Raw genomic sequence first — 15,802 nt, 5'->3', positions numbered from 1 at the left:
CTGTTTAAACCGATCTAAACTATTCTTTCCAATACAAAAGCAGTTCGGTTCGGGATGTATAAGCTTAATTCGAAATAATCATAGAAGGGAGATTTCCTCTCCATGGCATGGTGCTCAATTTCTTCAACTATTCGACCGTGTCCTCCAAAATTTAAAGAATCTGTATTCAAAACCATTCTGTATTTTCCAGCGGGTGCTTCGAATATATAATCGACATAGGATTTGAATGGATGAAAATTAAACACAAAAAGTAGATTGGCTCTTGATATCACCATTACCTGATCGGAAATGTGTTCTAAAACTTTTCCTATATATAGTTCTGAGAGACAATTTGTATTTTTCATGAGATTAATCATGGCTACATCAAAAGCATTCAGAAACTTATAGCGTAAGTCTTCATTTTTGACCAGGCTCCATTGTCTTCGGGCGTAGTGATAGGACCAATTATTTCCTTCCCTGGGAAAATCTATCCATTCCGGATGGCCAAATTCATTTCCCATGAAATTTAGATAACCACCACCGGAACAGGCAAGAGTGATGAGGCGAATCATTTTATGTAAGGACATTCCTCTATCTATACGCAAATTCTCATGTTTTGTATGCATGTCCCAATACATATCTTGATCGATCAATCTAAAGATAATAGTTTTATCTCCTACCAGGGCCTGATCATGGGATTCGGCATAAGTAATAGTTCTCTCATCCATTCGTTTACTGGTGAGTTCATGGAACATGTGGCCAACATTCCACTCTTCATCCTGTGATTCTTTTATAAGCTTAATCCAGTAATCGGGTACCCCCATTGCCAGGCGATAGTTAAAACCGATTCCTCCGAGTTCAATAGGAGCAGCAAGGCCCGGCATCCCACTCATTTCTTCGGCTATGGTTATTGCATCCGGTCTTAACTCATGTATGAGTTTATTAGCAAGTCCCAGGTAAGTAATGGCTTCTTCGTCCTGGCCTCCATCATAGTACATATTATAAGAAGTGAAGTCTCTTTCGAGGCCGTGGTCAAGATATAACATACTGGTGACACCATCGAAGCGGAAACCATCAAATTTATACTCATCAATCCAGTATTTACAATTAGATAATAGGAAATGTAAAACTTCCGGTTTTCCATAATTGTAACAACGGGAATCCCAGGCAATGTGGCTTCCTCTCGCACCATCGTGGAAAAACTGGTATGGACTTCCATCAAAACGACTTAGGCCTTCTATTTCATTTTTAACAGCGTGTGAATGTACTATATCCATAATCACGCTGATTCCCATACCGTGAGCGGCATCAATTAGTTCTTTTAACTCAACAGGTGTTCCGAAGCGGGAGGAAACAGCAAATAAACTGGATACATGGTATCCAAAAGAGCCATAATATGGATGTTCCTGTATGGCCATGAATTGAATAACAGTATATCCTAATTCTTTAATATGCGGCAATACTTTATCTTTGAATTCCCGGAAGCTTCCCACTTTTCCTTCTTCACTTGCCATACCTACATGTGCTTCATAAATTAGGGGGACTTTATGCGGGTTTCTGTAGTTCGGATGTTTCCAGATATAGGGTTCTTCCGGCATCCAAACCTGGGCATTAAATATTAGAGTTTGGGGATCCTGTACAACCCTTGCTGCCCAGGCAGGAATTCTTGGAGCCTCTCCGCCTTCCCAGCACATATGTAAGCGGTATAACATACCATGCTTGAGAGTTATTTTAGGTAAATAAATGATCCAATTATTTCCTTCCCGGTGCAAAGCATATTCAGGTTTTACTTCCCAATTCGAAAATTCTCCAACAAGGTAAATTTGCTTTGCATGAGGGGCCCATTCTCTGAATACCCACTGTTCATTTTCAAAATGAAGACCGAAATATAAATAACCACAGGCAAAATCAGAAAGATTGTGTAAACCGCCTGAAAGTAATTTTCTTTCCGTTTCTTGTAAATTCCAAATCCTTCCTCTGATTTTATCAAGGAATGGACGTAGATATGGATCGTGTTCTACGATACCGGGAATCTCTGTCATACTGCCTCCATTGTTAATAGTGGTGCATCCTGGGGGACCAGTTCACCTTCTTTTACATGTACTTCTTTTATTACCCCATCTCTGTTGGCTTTTATTTCATTTTCCATTTTCATTGCTTCTATTATTAAAAGTAGTGCACCTTCTTTTACTTCTTCCCCTTCCTGCATAAACATCTTTAAAACCTTTCCGGGCATAGGGCTGAAATAGGAATCATCTCCCCTGTTCCGTGCTGTTTCTGCTTTTTTTATTAAGTCGAAAGAATAAGTTTTTCCTGAAAAATGCCAGAAAAAACGTGTCCCATATCTAAGATAATCGATTTCTTCATTTTTATTGGTGATGATTCTTCTGCGTCCGTAAGTTTTAAGTGCAGGGACCTGTATTTCTTGAAGTTTATCGTCTGACTGAATGGCAACAACGAAATAACTGTGATCTCTATCTCCGCCTTTTCCTATGAGACTTAAAGAGTAATACTGCGATTTATAACGAAACTCCATTTTCTCTGAAAAAATATCATCGCTAATAGAAAAACTATCCTGTCCGGAACCGGGAAGTATGTCATGGTTGTGCATACCGAGCGGAACTACGTAGTTGTTTAAATTTTCTACATGAATTCTTACAAATGAGACTATATAAGAATAGGCTAATAAAATATTTAAATCATCGTGAATATCTTCCTGTTCGGTTGAACTGATATACTTTTGTATGAATCCTGTGTCAACATTGCCTTTGATGAATTCTGGATGAGATATGATATGGGTCAAATAGTTTATATTAGTTGTAAGCCCGAATACGTAAGAACTCTTCAGTGTATTCAGAAGAAGGTCGATGCAGTTTGCTCGATCCTGCGCTTTTACTATTAGCTTGGCAATCATCGGGTCATAATAGATACTGACTACCGAACCCTTTTCTACTCCATTATCAATGCGTATATCCTGCCCGGAAGGAAAATGTAAATCACGGATAACACCAATAGAGGGTAAAAATTTATTTTCCGGGTCTTCTGCATAAACTCGAACTTCTATAGAATGTCCGCGGGTTTGTTCCGGCCATTTCATATTTTCCAGGGATTCTCCGAGTGCAAGACGAATTTGTAGTTCAACCAGATCGAGTCCGGTAACCATTTCTGTGACCGGATGTTCTACCTGAAGTCTGGTATTCATTTCGAGGAAGTAAAAGGATAGATCTTCCGAAAGAATAAATTCAATCGTTCCGGCTCCTACATATGAAATAGCTCTTGCTGCATTTACCGCGGCTTCTGCCATCTTTTTCCTGAGTTCAGTAGGAAGGCCGGCAGGAGACTCTTCTACAATTTTTTGGTGCCGTCTTTGGACCGAGCAATCTCTTTCGAAGAGATGTTTTACATTTCCGTGTTTATCGCCAAAAATTTGGAATTCTATATGTCTGGGTTTTTGAATATACTTCTCTAATAAAACATGATCATCTTTAAAGAAGTTCATTGCCTCTCGTTTGGCAGAAGAGAGGGCATTTGAAAAATCTTCTTCTCTTTCTAATAGCTTCATTCCTTTTCCGCCACCTCCGGCACTGGCCTTGATGAGAAGCGGAAAACCAATTTCTTTAGCTTTCTCTAAAAGGAGCTTTTCGTCCTGGCTTTCTCCGTTATAACCGGGAACTACAGGAACTTTGTGTTGGCTCATCAGGGCCTTGGCAAGACTCTTACTTCCCATTTGCCGGATAGATTCGGGTTCCGGACCGATGAAAATAATATGATTCTGTTTAAGTTTTTCTGCAAAAACCGGGTTTTCCGAGAGGAAACCATAACCGGGATGAACCGCATCTACCTCTGCACGTTTGCAAACTTCGAGAATTCTATCTATTTGAAGGTAAGAAGCAGAGGCTTCGGATTCTCCTATGTGATAGGCCTCGTCAGCCATTTTCACAAAGCAGGCATTTTTATCGGCGTCGGAATAAACCGCTACACTCGTAATTCCCAGTTTTTTGCAGGTTCTGATTACCCGGAGGGCAATTTCACCCCGATTTGCTATGAGTAATTTTTCAATCTTCATGGCTTGTTTGATTTTCTGTCTGATAGTGTTCGAAGGCCTCTTCCATGCCTTCGGCGATAAGTTCGTTTATGGAAGATTCCTGCTTTTGCAAAAGTTCTACGAGCTTTTGATAGTCTCGGTTCATGTCTTGTTTTAATAAATCTACATCTCTCATGTTAATACACGTTTTGACCCCGTATGTATTTTTGCTCGGGATAGGCAATTATAAAGTTATTATCCGTAAACTTTTTGGAAAATAATTTACTAATTTTCTCAAGTTCACTTGAATAAGAAAGAGTTCCTCTTCTAGCACCAATCAAAACCATCATATCATATACTGTCCAGTTCTTAATTTGAAAAAATTCAAACCAGGAGAGAACCGGTTTAAAACTCACTTTTGCAGCGGGTTTAATTTTTTCAATATTTCCTTTTAGGTGTAGAAGGCAGAATTCTGTGGAGTAAATCAGGATTTCGGCTCCCACCTGGCCGGATAAAAATTTTAGCCTCGAAACGATTTCGATAAACCCCGATTCATGATAAGAATCGGGAGGAATATAGATAACAAGTCGTTTTATACTATTCAGGGGGCGAACGATTTTTGTGAGCAGGATCATCCTCGTATAGACAGTAATTAGTCTGTCAAAAATTCCACCGAGGATCTTATCTTTTGCAGAGGGCCTTCCGTTCCAGCCTATGACCATTTCGGTAATGTTCAGCTCCTGGGTTGCCCTGAAAATCCCGTTGACAATGTTTTCATCGATTCGAGTAATGATTTCTACTGGAACTCCGGAAGCAGATCCCCGTATCTTGGAGGCAGAAAGCCTCTTTTCAGCAAGAGAAACATGGCTTTCTACAGCTTCCAGTTCTCTTACCACCGAAAGAGGATATATGGGTTCTTTATGCAAAGGATCTCGAATTAAGATGGCCAGGTCAATCAAAGCTTCCATGGTTTCCGGGTTTGAAATGGGAACAATGATTCTCTGTCTTAAGCTCTGGTTGGGTTCAAATTCCATGGTGTCTCTAAAGGCTATTCTTTTTCCGAAGATTTCGGTTAGAAAAGAGCCCAGCATAGAAGTAAATAAAACCATAAGAACCGTTGCATTGAGAACATCTTCGCTTAATAATTTTAACCTGTATCCGACTAAGACACCTGCAAGACTCGCCGCTGCGTGAGGAACGGATAATCCGAATATAAGAAATCCCTCATCTATTTTATATTTGAAAAGTTTTTGAACGAGAATTGCGGGTAAAAATTTTCCGAGACTTACCGCAGAAATCATGGAAATAGAAATCACCCAGAAATGGAAACCGGAGAAAAGAACGGATAGGTCTACGAGCATACCAATGGAAATTAAGAAAAAGGGAATAAACAAAGCATCGCCGATAAAATGTATCCGGTTCATAAGTGGACCGGTTCTCGGAATGAAGCGATTCAGGGTTAATCCGGCGAAAAAAGCCCCGATGATAGGTTCGACTCCGGCAAGCTCAGACGAAAACGCTGAGAAGAAAACAATAAATAAAACGAAGATATATTCGGTTACGCCATCGCTTTGTATGTTTCGAAAAAACCAGCGGATTAAAATCGGAGCAAAATAAAATATACCGATTACAAAAACACTGAGAGAAGTAATTAACTTTAGCCAGAAGAAAAGTCCCATGTGATTACCGGAACTCTGGGCAGTTACTGCCATAACCAGAAGAGCTCCTACATCAGCTATGATAGTTCCGCCAATTGTAATGGTAACTGCTTCTTTCTTTGTTATACCATATTTACTTACAACAGGGTAGGCAAGGAGTGTATGGGAAGCTAAAAGGCTTCCAAATAAAGCAGAAGCTAAAAAAGATAATTTTAATATATAAATTCCTATAATTATACCCAGGGTCTGGGGAATTAAAAATGTAAGGATTCCGAAGGTGATAATTTTTATTCGAGATTTTGAGAATTCAACGAGATCGATTTCTAAACCTGCGGTAAACATAATATATAAAATTCCTACTTTACCGAATAAAACAATCGATTGGTCTCTTTCAAGAATCCCGCTGGCATGGGGCCCGAGAATCATACCGGAAATAATAAGACCGATTAGGCCCGGCATACGGAAAAATTTTAAAACATAGGGAGATATAAGGATAATAAAAAGGACAAGGGTAAATAGAAGAACCGGATCCTGAATGGGTATTTGAAGGGAATACAGTAACATGTAGACCCCATATTCTTAGCTATCCCGATTATAGCAAGATAATTTCTATATCTGTGTTCTGAAGATTTAAATAGAAAGATAAGTATTTTTGGTTTTATTTTCTAACTCTTTATATTTTTTGTTGAATGAATCATTTGGAAGTTTCATCGCCCCTCCGAGCGAAAGTTCTTTTTTTATACCATTCACAAAATACATATCTATCATTCCTTTATTCTTTGCAGATATTTTGCCCCTGTATTCACAATCAAAAAAATCTTTTACTAATTCATAAGTATTTTTAGAAATATTAATTTTTCCTATTCCTCCGGAAGACTCCATTCTACTCGCGGTATTAACCGTATCTCCAAAAACATCATAAGCAAATTTCATTTCACCTATAACACCCGCTATCAGGGGTCCGGTATTAATTCCGAGTCTTAACTCCCAGAAAGGATTATTAGGGTTTCCATTTATAAGATTCATCTGAGCTATAAACTCCTGAATTTCTATGGCTGCTAATACAGAATCAACCGGGTGGGTATTGTTTTCCTTCGGAATTCCTGCACAGGTCATATAGGAATCTCCAATAGTTTTTATCTTTTCGAGTTTATATTTTTTAGTAAGAGAATCAAAATAAGAAAAGCATCTGTCAAGTTCACTTACCAACTTATCTGCACTTAATTTTTCTGCTATTTTTGTGAAGCCAACAAAATCAGTAAACATAACCGTAACTGAAGCATATGATTTGGGTAATGATTTCCCTTCTGTTTTTAACTCATTGGCGACATCTTTTGGAAGGATGGCAAGGAGTAATTCTTCAGATTTTTTTCTTTCACGGTTTGCAATTTCAGCATAATCTTTTAACTTGATTTCTAATTTTAGCTGTTCTTTCCCGAATCGTGAAACTGCCAGATAAGTAGCTATTGTAATCAGTAGAAAAAATATTAAAGAAAATGTTGCTTTGATATAAATGTTTGAGGATTCGGAAAAATTAAGAATATTAATATAAGGATAGATGGAAAATGTATTGATGGCTAAAATGCCGGAATATAAAATACTCGAAGTTATCAATAGATAAAGAGATTGTTTTGAATCAGGAGAGAATAGGGCACTGATGATAATTACACCAATGATGCAACCAAGAACAATTGAATTTCCACCACCGGTTATAAATAAACTTATGAATAATATAAATAAATCAAAGCTTGCGGGAATGTAAGGTAAGAAGGGATATTTCTCATAATCAAATTTGAAAAAGAATTCCATGATTCCCCAGAGAAAAGCAAAAGAAATAAGGAAATATAAAAAAGTATTGAGAATGGAAAACTGATTTGGAATAATATAGAATATGAATATATAAAAAATCAGTCGAACCAGATTCGGATAAATTGCTTTTGTTTGATTTGTTTTAGATTTTTCATCCTTGTAAATATTGGATTGAGCTGTTTTGTTTTTAGATGCCATTTTATCTAAACTATATAAACAAATAAGCATAAAAAATCAATCACTTCCAGCGACTTTTTATATCTTTTTTTGGTTATTTTTAGATGAAAAGTCGGAAGAAATAAAAGAAATTTTGATTTAATGATTGCACGGTGTATAACCATTTTTTAGGATGGGCGAATTATTGAGTTTTTGAAATCGGAGATGTATGAATAGAGATTTATTATTAAGTCATGAAGAGCTTAATCGGTATCTGAATAATTTTAATTATTCAGGTTTTTATGAGTTAGCCAATTCCTACCATTATAAAGATTGCAACTATAATATCTTTGATTTCAAAAATACCGTGAAATACTTTGACCTGTTTCGATATTTTTCCATTAATTTACAATATTTTAAGTATCTAAATCTACATAGGGAAACCAATAAAAATGTATTAGATTTAGGTTCGGGTTTCGGATACTTAGGTTTCTTATGCCAGTACCATAATCATGCTTATACCGGGATCGATTTAGATATAGAGATATATAATGATATGTTCAAATTCTTTAATCTTGAAAAGAAAATTTGTAATATTCAACCGGATGAAGTAATCGCCCTGGATAAAAAGTATGATTACGTTATTTCTGTCATGATTCAATATGCAAAAAAATGGACTGAAGATAATTGGTTTAATTTTTTAAATAACCTTAAACCTTATCTAAACCAGGATGCAAAAATGTTTTTTCGATTCATTCGGAAAAATCTTAGTCAGCCGTTTTTTTTAGATTTCCTTAAAGCCCTCGAACGTAATACTGCGGATTATGATTATCAGAGAGAAGAATTTTTAATTGTTGTAAGAAAATTAAATTAGTATATTCCTCTGAAGGCGACCCTTCAGAGGCTCGCCTTCACGGAAGAATATTTTTAGCCCGGAATATTCCGAAAAGGAGAATTTTCTTCTAACTGATTCGGCTCTAAGTGTCTCGACCAGTGTTCATCTGTTTGTACGTGACCTTTACGAACCAGTTTTAGAATATCCGTATAATACCAGATATCTTCCGGGTAAGGAAATTGTCCTTCGAGTTGAACGATAATTCCTTCTTTACCGGAAGCTACGGTTTCATCAAAGATTTCCTTTATAAGAGAATTGTCATAGATTCCTCTGTATAGAAGAGGTACAGAATACATCTTATCAATCCCGAATGAAGGAATGTCGAGGAGCTCTGTCCATTCTGTAAGCTCATCCCAGCCTAAAGACACATTTTTATCGTTCCAGATCCTATAAAGCATGAAGAAAGAGGGAAGCTCATCATAGTAAATAGAATGTTTCCATTTTAAGATCTCACCGCTGAAACGAAAGTTCAGAGGAAGCTTTTCTTTCAAAAGATCCACATAATTACAGAGCCAGCTTGCTTTCTTATCAGCAGGATCTACCTGTTCTAAAGATCTCAGATTAATGTGCAGACTTCCATCTTCTTTTTTGGTGAAAGACGAAGCTCCGCCGTCCATCTTCTCGGTAATGATAATCTGTTGTCCTTCAAAGGACTCGATCACGTCAGGAGAGGCGTATTCATCTCCTTTGCTCAGGGTACCGGAAAAGGAATGATGTAAAGTCGATTTGTGTTTAAATATATTGTCCATAATCTTCACCTGATGATAAATTCAATCTCGTCAAAGGTATGATAACCGGGGATGTAAAGCTCAGCTGCATATTTCCTGATTACATCTTTCGGAATATCTTTTCCTTCTTTCTTTTTCCGTTCTTCTAATTGATTATAGAGAGTATTTTCTCCGGGTAGAAAGACGATTGCTTTCTTATAATAATCCTTTCGAAGATTACTCAAAACACGGTTTTGCAAATCTTCTGTAAGATTTGTATTATCAATTAAAAGATGAATACCTTTTTCAGAATCCGCTTTTATGGAATCATAGACTTTGCTAATGAATTCCCGCATCTTATCCGACTGCATGGCTTTTGTTCGTGCTTCCTGGTAACTTAATCCCTTATATTTCGGATAGTTCATTATCATTTCGTCCAAAGAAAGTACTTTATGTTTTGCATATCTTTCTCTAGCCAGACTACTTTTTCCACTTCCGGGTAAGCCGATAAGCACTATAATTTCCGGTTTTTTCTCTTCATTTCCCAAATTTCGAATCGGATAATACGGTATAAAGTTTTCTAAATACTTAAATTTCTCTTTATCCGTTTTATACGAATCCGAAACCCGTCCGAGTGCATCCGAGCGATTTAGGCCATACATTATGTCCCAGATAGCTCCCTTATCTCTTTCTGTACTGAATGCCCGGTTTAAAAATAGCACATTTTCATCGGATAGAAAACCATTCTCCTCCAGCTTTATCCTGTGTAAAACCACATGCCAGTTGATAGCATGCAGGATAAGTTCTTTATTCAGCTTTATTTCTAAAGCGGTTTCAAAGTCCAGCAAAAGGTCTATGGCAAGAAATGTAGAAAGAGACTCATGTCCTCGAAAAGATACAACCTGTCTCTGCCAGCCCTGGGAGTATTTTTCTACACGGGTATAAGGCTTTGCCACATCGTGTAAGAGGCAGGCAATAAAAATAGAGGTTTTGTCCAGTGAGTTTAAGTCCTTAACTTCCTCTAAGACCATCTCGGTATGTGTCCACACATCTCCTTCCTGATGGTAAGGATTGAACTCCTTTTCATTCAGAGAATGTTCGCAGGTACGCATATCCTTATAAAATACTTCATGTCTTTCTTGAAAGTAAGAAAGGATTTTTGCAAAATCCATTTTCTTCTCCTTATGTTTTGAACAAATCGTTTAAATAATATATCTATTCTCTGTATATAGCTATAGCAGGAATGAACAATATTGTGTGTAAATAGGTATATAAACCCTATTCATGAAGTTTTGGTTAGGAACAAGGTAGATAAAATCAAAATCTGGGGCTTTTGGAAACCGACACTTGTTCTATGTTTGTAGAGATGCGTATTACATTTTCTTTGGTTTAAGACTTTGCAGTCTTCCTATTTGTATTATAACTTAGACAGAGAATAATACAAAAGGTTGAAAAAAAGCAAGTTTTTTTATCTCAGTGCATTACTTGTCGTTTAAGTAATTTGTACTACCTGAGCTCCTATGCCGCAATCTTCACAATGAAAACCATATAAGGCTGCATCTATCATGTCATCTCTGATGGAATCGGCCTTAACGTAACCTATATAAAACATCATTCTTCCGCAATCTGGACAGCTGGGTATTTCCGGAGATTGCCACCAATCGGGGTATCCACCTAATTTTCCCAGGGTTTTTACTTTCCAGGGTCTATCTGGTATATGTGACTCCAGGACTATTTTATATTTTTTGGTCTGTCTATCCTCAGTTTCGGAACCTTCACAATCGGTTTGCTCAGGACGTTCTTTTGGATTCGCCGAAGCCAGATCGGCTATTAGTTGAATCAACTGATGAGAGCCTTTTATATTCCGGTAAGCATAATAGGTACAAATCGACTCATCACAGCACTCTTCGCCTGTAGATAAAAACCAGTGATGTAACTTCAAGGAAGAGGACATAAGGGAGTTTACTTTCAGAAGTTCTAAATCTATAGAAAGAATGTGGCCCATGCTGGATCTACAGGTCCAACCAAATTTTTCAGGTAAATATTCAGAGTGTCTTAGAGGATAGAAAATACCTTCCTGGTTTTCATTTTCTGTATCCGGATAGGCAATTATGTCGTGGGAAGTTCGAGATACACGGGGAATCGCAGGCCCGCTTTCTAAGACCTCCAGGAGAAAGTCAGAACAAAGTTCAGAGGCAAGCGAATGTTTTCTGGCCAGTTCTCCTAATGTTTCGAGGGCTAATGTAGTTCCGGCTCCTATTAATAATTGGATATAGTTCTTATCTGAATTTTTCAGTTTTTTCTTTGTGCCAAGTTTTTTTGCAATTTTTTGAACAGAAGAATCGGGAAGCCCGTACATAATTTTCCAGAAATTTTGCCAATCCATTTCACGGAGCAAATTAAGTCTGTCTTCTTTCCATTCCACAATTTGTGAAATATAGGGCTGAAAAGCTGATACATCGATTTCGATTAGCTGTGTGAATCTTCTATCTTCCATGAGTTCATTTAAGAGATAACGAGCTAAAGATTTTCTTTCTTCAGGGCTTGCCTGAATTATATCCGGTAGTTCTCCGGTTTCGCCAATAGAGTGCAGATACCAGGAATCGGAAGGATGAGGAACTATAGGCTCTTTGGCTTCTCCTATGATCTTTACAATTTCAGTAGATGTAAGATGGGAACCTTCCGCAGGAAGGATTTCTATAGGTAAGGTATTTGGCACCCAGGCTATAGAACCATCGGATAAAGCATATAGAATCGCATTTTCATCAGGATCTCTTTTTGGGGGAAATCCTTTATGTTGACCTAAAAAGGTTAAATCGTCTCTGTTAAATTTTAGCACTTCATAGCAGGAAGGTGAACCATATTCGGCTTTATGGGTAGCCGCAATCACCCAGATTTCTCTGTCCAGTATCAGGGGAGGGCTAACCAGCGGTGACTCTTTTTCTGTAAGAATTTCTCCGTATTCTTCATAAGGTTCACAGACTAAATTTGCTTTCCAATAAGCATCCAAATTTCCAGCAAAGGAAAAAGCTAAAATTCCATGAGAGCCGAGCAGTAAGAGTCTTTCTTTTTTCAGATCAAACTCTGCTTTTATCGGGAAAAATGTGTATTTATTCCAAAATACAGAACTTAATAATTTATCTTCTTTTCCGATTACAAGTCTGTAATTTTGCAAAAGAGCCCAAATTTTACTTTCCGAATCAAATAAGATTCTGGGAAATTCTATTGGCTTTTCTATTTTTTTCCACACATCATCATAAGGTTCTCTTTTTGAAGCTTCTTCTAATGTTTGTCCGAAAACCGGGACAAGTTCAGGATTTGAGGTATCGCCATTCCAGAGAACTTCCGGTTCAGCGGTTCTTCTATCAATAAACAGCAAACCTGCATATGATTTATCCTTAAATTTATACGGATATTCCTTCATTGCATAATGGATAATATACTTTCCATTTGGATGAATCAAGTCTCCATTTATTGCTTTTTGCGGCTCCTGAGGAAAAGGTAAGTTTAAATCTAAAGTGCGTCTACCATAGCTGTCATGAAAATATACAATTCCATTTTCAGAACAACTTGGTGAGTAATTCAGATGCATAGAGAAACGGGCAATTTCTTGAAAATCACGAATAACTTGAAGCATTCCTCCACTATTCATGGAGCGTAAAATAGTTTTTGTTGGAACATGTTCGTAGAAAAATAAGGGTTCTGTACTCATATTTACTTTTTATTAAATTTGAACCTGTTAAAATTCAATATTTACTCCCATCGTATTCAGAGCTTTTTTTATTTTTTGTATATCGGATTCTTCAGACGCTTTCAGGGCATTCAGATAATTTTGAAAAACTGAGCCCCCGATACTAATAAGAATTCCCAGATACCGGGGAAGCTCATTGTCGGGAATGTGTCGCATAATAAGAATGATTTCTTCATAAAGTTTTAGTTCATCACCTTTTAATAAAAGTTTTTTTAATCTATCATCTGAGAAAGCAGCGATGATAGGAGCTAAACGATGTTTTTTGTTGGCAAAGGAAGCTGTGCGAATGAGAGTCTCTTCCGATTGAATTTGATTGGCAATGATACTGACTTTATCAGAAGGGATGTAGTCAACAAAGTTTCCCATAGTATAGTATCCGTTTCGTTTTTCCATTTCTACCACAATTTTTTTTATTCGATCAATGGGAAATTCCTTGAGCAGGGGTTCGAGTCGGGAAGGATTCAGGTGTTCGGAAACATCTGCCATAAAGGGAATAGAGAACATAGAAGAAATATTCAGAGCATCTTTTATAGGGATAAAGTAAGTAAAGTTTGCTGTGATAGAAGCTCCTAATATATCCTGTGCAATTTTTGCATTAATGAAATTCGGCATGAATTTGGAAACTTTGGCGAGCTTCTCCCATGTTTCTGCATGTTCATTTTGCAGGGCATCGGCTATTTTGGAGCGAAGGTGAAAAAGTTCTTCTCCATCGAGTTTTTGTAAATAGGAAGTTTCCTTATCCTCAATATGCAGCATGTGCTGTAAGCGCTGTATTTCTGTATGCTGGTTGGCTGTAAAATTTCTGGTATTTTCTGACATAATGATTTCCTTATGGAATTGATAGCATAATTCCCAGTATTCCGAAAAAACAAAAACCTGACAAGTTTTTTATTGGGAGGGTATTGGTGCACTTTTAGGATATTCTACCTGTATAAAAACATTATCCAAAATCAGTAATTTCCTATTTTCCCATGCTTTTTGATTCGCTTGAGTTCATTCCATAAAGCACCGCGCAGGATAAGGCGAAGTTGCTTTACGCTTTTTCGCAAAAGTCTTGTTTTAATTTCTTCATCACCCCTCGGTACATCCAAAAATTCACCGGCCAGGTTAAACATGGTGCTTATAATTAATTCCGATAGTTCTTCGTATTCTCCAATTTTTAAACCGGGTACATTACGAAATTCTTTCATACCTTCGCTTAACTCTTTCGCAATATAAGACATTTCTCTTCGAATGGCATGTCGAATATTTCGATTTCCTCCGAGTCGTTCTCTGGAAATAAAACTAAAATGAAAACGATTTCCGGCTACATACTGAAAGAAAATTTCTACCGTCTCTTTTAAGGCCAGGCGATAGGGAGCTTCTTTCGCTTCCCGTAATAAAGAACGGATCCGAATTCCCACTTCGTCGACAAGGCTCAAACCCAGTTCCTCGATACTTTGAAAGTGTCGATAAAACGCAGCCGGAGCCACACCTGCTTCCCTTGTAACTTCCCGTAAGCTTAAAGAATCAAGGCTTCGGTTTTCTCCCATAAGGTTTAGTGCTGAACGAAGAAGGAGGCTTCTTGTCCGTAGTTTCTGCATTTCTTTACTATTAACTTTCAATGTTCTAAAGAGTTCCCTTTCCATACAAAATAAAAAAAAATAATACCGTAAAGGTTTTTTTTCGATTGACAGAAAAAACAAATAGTCTAACTTGGTGAACAGTTGTTCACAATAAGGAGAAGCGAAAATGAAATCGATACCTCTCATTCACAATTCAAGTTCCGAGCTCAAGGCCTATTTTTTGCAGGAAAGCTGGGCTGATTTTTTACTTCAGCATATCCACCCTGCTTTCAGTCTGTACCGGGTTCTGGCCAAAGTTAGTAAAATTAAACAGGAAACGAAGGATGTCAAAACCTATACCCTGTTTCCTAATTTTCACTGGAAGGGCTTCAAAGCCGGGCAATACCTGCCTGTAAGCCTAACTGTAGGAGGAAAACGGCATACAAGGCTTTATTCTATCAGTTGTAAACCGGGTGAAAAAACGATTTCGATAACCGTTAAGCAGAAGGAAAATGGTTTTTTTTCCTCTTACTTGCATGAACAGGTTCGGGTGGGAGACTACCTCGAACTGGGAAAAGCCGAGGGAAATTTCTTTCCGGAAGAGGAGGGGGATGAGCCACTTCTCTTCATAGCTGCCGGATGCGGGATAACACCTGTTTACTCAAATCTACAGGAACTTTCTGTTTTGCAGGACAAAAGGGATGTAAAACTTTTATATTTTGTTCCGGATAAGGAAAGTGTTATTTTTCAGGAAGAACTGAAGTATTTAAAAAAACATACAGATTTTCAGTTACATATCTTTTTTACACGAGAAAAAAGGGAAGGCTATAACTCCGGTCATTTTTCTTTGAAACTTCTTAAAGAGTATATACCTGATTTTAAAGAAAGAAAAGCTTTTCTCTGTGGACCATCTTCACTTATAGAAGCCGTGCAAGACGTTTATCAAAAAGAAGCTATTTTAAAAAATCTTAAAACAGAAAGTTTTACACCCTATGTTAATACAGTAGTGACTGAATCGGATGAAAGGGAAGTAAAACTTTTACGCTCCCATAAAACTTTAAGACTTTCCAAAGGTAATGATCTCCTTTCCGAACTGGAAAAAAACGGAATTTATCCTCAGAGTGCCTGCCGGATGGGAATCTGTCATACCTGTAAGTGTGAAAAAAAGAGCGGTCAGATAAAGAATCTTATCAATGGAAATGTATCGGGTCTAACTGAAGAGCATATTCAACTCTGTATTAGCACTATAGAAACAGATATTGAATTGGAACTGTAAGGA

Annotated in this window: 12 protein-coding genes; 2 read left to right on the top strand and 10 right to left on the bottom strand. The window is 37.4% G+C overall.

The genetic code is table 11. From position 1 onward, the window contains the following. Positions 1 to 14 precede the first annotated feature (14 nt). From H7A25_15435 to H7A25_15415, 5 genes are all read right to left on the bottom strand, one after another. On the bottom strand, positions 15 to 2,021 hold the full coding sequence (locus tag H7A25_15435; GenBank protein MCP5501292.1) for an alpha amylase C-terminal domain-containing protein: 2,007 nt from the start codon (positions 2,019 to 2,021) through the stop codon (positions 15 to 17). Further along, positions 2,018 to 4,045, bottom strand: coding sequence for an ATP-grasp domain-containing protein (locus H7A25_15430; GenBank protein MCP5501291.1), 2,028 nt, complete (start codon positions 4,043 to 4,045; stop codon positions 2,018 to 2,020). The genes H7A25_15435 and H7A25_15430 overlap by 4 nt, the downstream gene beginning before the upstream one ends. Next, positions 4,035 to 4,199: a hypothetical protein gene (locus H7A25_15425; protein MCP5501290.1), complete on the bottom strand. Its 165-nt coding sequence runs from the start codon at positions 4,197 to 4,199 to the stop codon at positions 4,035 to 4,037. Before H7A25_15425 ends, H7A25_15430 begins: the two co-directional genes overlap by 11 nt. A gap of 1 nt (position 4,200) precedes the next feature. Then, the gene (locus H7A25_15420; protein ID MCP5501289.1) at positions 4,201 to 6,225 is read right to left on the bottom strand and encodes a cation:proton antiporter; all 2,025 of its coding nucleotides are present in this window, start codon (positions 6,223 to 6,225) and stop codon (positions 4,201 to 4,203) included. 66 nt (positions 6,226 to 6,291) lie between these two features. Further along, positions 6,292 to 7,470, bottom strand: a complete 1,179-nt coding sequence (locus tag H7A25_15415) for an adenylate/guanylate cyclase domain-containing protein (protein ID MCP5501288.1) — start codon at positions 7,468 to 7,470, stop codon at positions 6,292 to 6,294. A gap of 385 nt (positions 7,471 to 7,855) precedes the next feature. Between H7A25_15415 and H7A25_15410 the strand changes: the two genes are divergently transcribed. Continuing rightward, positions 7,856 to 8,500: a class I SAM-dependent methyltransferase gene (locus H7A25_15410; GenBank protein ID MCP5501287.1), complete on the top strand. Its 645-nt coding sequence runs from the start codon at positions 7,856 to 7,858 to the stop codon at positions 8,498 to 8,500. Between the two features lie 53 nt (positions 8,501 to 8,553). On the opposite strand, the gene H7A25_15405 is transcribed toward H7A25_15410, so the two are convergent. The 5 genes from H7A25_15405 to H7A25_15385 form a co-directional block, all read right to left on the bottom strand. Next, positions 8,554 to 9,270 carry an RNA ligase family protein gene (locus H7A25_15405; GenBank protein MCP5501286.1) on the bottom strand — a complete coding sequence of 239 codons (717 nt, stop codon included), beginning with the start codon at positions 9,268 to 9,270 and terminating at the stop codon, positions 8,554 to 8,556. Between the two features lie 5 nt (positions 9,271 to 9,275). Then, positions 9,276 to 10,400, bottom strand: a complete 1,125-nt coding sequence (locus tag H7A25_15400) for an AAA family ATPase (GenBank protein MCP5501285.1) — start codon at positions 10,398 to 10,400, stop codon at positions 9,276 to 9,278. 320 nt (positions 10,401 to 10,720) lie between these two features. After that, the gene (locus tag H7A25_15395; protein MCP5501284.1) at positions 10,721 to 12,940 is read right to left on the bottom strand and encodes a hypothetical protein; all 2,220 of its coding nucleotides are present in this window, start codon (positions 12,938 to 12,940) and stop codon (positions 10,721 to 10,723) included. A 27-nt stretch (positions 12,941 to 12,967) separates the two neighbouring features. Further along, entirely contained in the window at positions 12,968 to 13,798 is an 831-nt protein-coding gene (locus tag H7A25_15390; GenBank protein MCP5501283.1) for a hypothetical protein, read from the bottom strand. A gap of 131 nt (positions 13,799 to 13,929) precedes the next feature. Next, positions 13,930 to 14,562: a TetR family transcriptional regulator gene (locus H7A25_15385; protein ID MCP5501282.1), complete on the bottom strand. Its 633-nt coding sequence runs from the start codon at positions 14,560 to 14,562 to the stop codon at positions 13,930 to 13,932. 148 nt (positions 14,563 to 14,710) lie between these two features. Here H7A25_15385 and H7A25_15380 point away from each other — a divergent pair, with 148 nt between their 5' ends. Beyond that, on the top strand, positions 14,711 to 15,799 hold the full coding sequence (locus tag H7A25_15380) for a ferredoxin reductase (GenBank protein MCP5501281.1): 1,089 nt from the start codon (positions 14,711 to 14,713) through the stop codon (positions 15,797 to 15,799). Positions 15,800 to 15,802: the final 3 nt, after the last annotated feature.

The sequence above is a fragment of the Leptospiraceae bacterium genome (assembly GCA_024233835.1).
Taxonomy (GTDB): Bacteria; Spirochaetota; Leptospiria; order Leptospirales; family Leptospiraceae; genus JACKPC01.
Note: the sequence above shows the minus strand (reverse complement) of the source record. Positions and strands in the feature narration are given on the sequence as shown.